The following is a 2,477-nucleotide window of genomic DNA, read 5'->3' as shown; positions in this document are numbered from 1 at the left end:
TTCGACGTCGGATAATGCGGTAAAAACAAAATTCTAGAGTATTTCCGGTGATCCCGTTTTCACCGGAAATACTCTAGATCCATCCCGCTCGACAGACGGCCGGCCCGCAGGGGCCGGCCAAGCCCCAGAGACAGCCATGCCCCACACCGTCGATCGCTACAGAATTTTCGGAGAGCCCGTCGATTTCATGAACTGCCGCGCCGTTGCGGAGGGGTTCCGATCCATCCTGCGCGGATGGGATTTCGACGAATGCCCGATCGCCCCGGACGAGGCCGCCTACATGCGATTCGAGCATCGCAACGGCATCTACTCCTGGGACGCCCCCTGGATCTCCGAACGGCTGAAGGATAAGCGCGGCAGGATCGATACGGTGGCGGATGCGGTCTGCGACTTCCACTATGAGTTCATCGACTGGTATGTCGACAGGCATCCGCTTTCCTTCTGCATGCACACCGCCGCCGTAGCCTTCAAAGACGGAGCGGTGCTCTTCCCCGCCATCCAGCGTGCGGGAAAGACGACCCTGTCGGTGCATCTCGCCAAGCGCGGCCATCGACTCATCGGCGACGACGTGGTGGCGATCGATGTCGAGACGCTGCAAACGAACGCGCTGGGCCTCTTGCCGCGCATCCGGCTGCCGCTGCCCTGTGACCGCACGGATGCGGATTACGGGCAGTTCGTCGCGAAGCGCGCCGGCTTGTCGGACAGGCATTGGCAATATGTCGCACTGCAGGACGACGAGCTGTGCCGGCTCGGCGAAAATCACGCGATCGCTGCCATCGTTCTTCTCGACCGCCGCCCGTCAGGCGCTGCGGAATTTGCGCCCGTGTCGGGCGGCATGGCTTTGAAGACCCTGATCGACCAGAATTTCGGCATCGTCGACCGGCCGAACCTCGTCTTCGACCGGCTGAAGGCATTGGCGACGAGCCGCCTCTGCCTCGCATTGCGCTATTCGGACGTCAGCGAGGCCGCGGACCTTCTCTCCGAGCGCTTCGGCGTCGCGGCCGGTCCGAATCCGGAGGCACCTCGATGAGTCGCCGTCCAAAGCGCCCCGAGCGCTTCCGCCAGGCGCCTGGCCTCCGCCAGGAGCAGGTCGACGAGGTGTTGTTCCTGATCGACGAGCATGGCAGGGCGATCCACTCGCTGCTGCCCATCGGCGCCGCCGTCTGGGTGCTTCTCGCGGAGGCGGCATCGGAACGCGAGATCATCGACCTGCTGCAGCAGGCCTTTCCCGACGCAGCACGAAGCCGGATCGGCAGGGACGTGCGCGAGCTGCTGGCGGATCTCCGCGATCAGCGCCTCGTCATCCGCGCCGGAGAGCCGGACGCCGGCGCGTGATCGCCTCCGCCGTCAGGCGCGGCAAAGCGCGCGTGCGTCGAGCAATCCGTGACCGAAGACCGGATCCTTGCCCGGCTCCCCGAGATCCTCGGCGGACGCCACCAGACTGTCCATGATCTGCGTGGCCGTCATCGCGGGATCCCCGGCCTTGAGGAGCGCCACCGCCGCCGTGACGAAGGGAGCGGCGAAGGACGTGCCGGTCTTCTGGCGCGCGCCGCTGATTGAGGCAGCCGTCCAGACATTGACGCCCGGCGCCGCAATGTCGATGTGATCTCCCTGGCCGGCACGGCGGTAGGGGCGCTTTGCCCGGTCGACCGCCGTCACCGCGATGACCGGCTCGTAGGCCGCTGGATAGAGAGGGGCCGCCTTGGGTCCCGCGTTGCCGGCAGCTGCCACGATGACGATGTTCCGCTCGGAGACGAGCGTGACGGCCCGTTTGAGCAACTGATTGTCCGGCCCGGCGAGGCTCATGTTGACGACATCGACACGCCGGAGGGCAAGCAGGTCCAGCGCCCGCACGAGATCGAAGGCCTCGGCCCGGTCACCCGCGCGCGACGCATCATAAAAGGCATCGACGGCAACGAGGTCGGCATCGGGCAGAAGGCCGGGCGCCCTCCCGCCCTGCGCTCCGACGAGAAGCGCCGCGACCGCGGTGCCGTGTTGACGTCCGGACGCCGGCTGCGTCTCACCGCCGAGCCGGATCGTTTCGATGCGTCGGCCGGCGAAGACCGCATGATCCGTATTGATCGCTGTATCGACCAGACCGATCCGGGACGGCGTGCCGCAGGTGCTGCCGGCAAGGCCGGCGTCCGGCCACCCGACGATCTGGCGCATCGGGCAATCGGCGCCGGAACAGGTCGACGTCTCTGCCTTCTCCGGCCGATAGTAGTGGTTGAGGTCGACAAGCGCTGCCGGATCGAGCTGCGTGATCTGCTGGCGCGCGGCGTCGAGCGATGTGCCCTGCGGCACCTGCAACTTCGACAGCGTCGCGCCGGCAAGCGCAACCGGCGTATCCTCCAGAAAGGCGTAGCCGGCAGCCTCCAGCGTTGTCCGCGCCGCCGCGCTGTGAACCGCGCCGGGTTTGCCGGAGACCGTTTGGTTTAAGTTATGCGGCCATGGCTGGTACGTCCAGCATGGCGTAG

The 2,477-nt window shown here is 66.5% G+C and carries 3 protein-coding genes; 2 read left to right on the top strand and 1 reads right to left on the bottom strand.

All coding sequences use genetic code 11. From position 1 onward, the window contains the following. Positions 1 to 136: 136 nt before the first annotated feature. On the top strand, positions 137 to 1,030 hold the full coding sequence (locus LXM94_RS25730; protein WP_235774718.1) for a hypothetical protein: 894 nt from the start codon (positions 137 to 139) through the stop codon (positions 1,028 to 1,030). Further along, positions 1,027 to 1,335 (top strand): PqqD family protein, encoded by a 309-nt coding sequence (locus LXM94_RS25725; RefSeq protein WP_235774716.1) that lies wholly within the window; start codon positions 1,027 to 1,029, stop codon positions 1,333 to 1,335. Before LXM94_RS25730 ends, LXM94_RS25725 begins: the two co-directional genes overlap by 4 nt. Before the next feature lie 12 nt (positions 1,336 to 1,347). Here LXM94_RS25725 and LXM94_RS25720 read toward each other — a convergent pair. Continuing rightward, the coding region (locus LXM94_RS25720) for a S8 family serine peptidase (RefSeq protein ID WP_235774714.1) at positions 1,348 to 2,477 on the bottom strand (1,130 nt) is incomplete at its 5' end.

It is taken from the genome of Rhizobium alarense, assembly GCF_021555155.1.
Lineage (GTDB): Bacteria > Pseudomonadota > Alphaproteobacteria > Rhizobiales > Rhizobiaceae > Rhizobium_D > Rhizobium_D alarense.
This window is presented reverse-complemented; position numbering and strand designations above follow the sequence as displayed.

What these genes read in the sequence shown, in the direction of transcription:
- LXM94_RS25730 (WP_235774718.1), top strand. Translation starts at nt 137, where the DNA reads ATGCCCCACACCGTCGATCGCTACAGAATTTTCGGAGAGCCCGTCGAT.
- LXM94_RS25725 (WP_235774716.1), top strand. Translation starts at nt 1,027, where the DNA reads ATGAGTCGCCGTCCAAAGCGCCCCGAGCGCTTCCGCCAGGCGCCTGGC.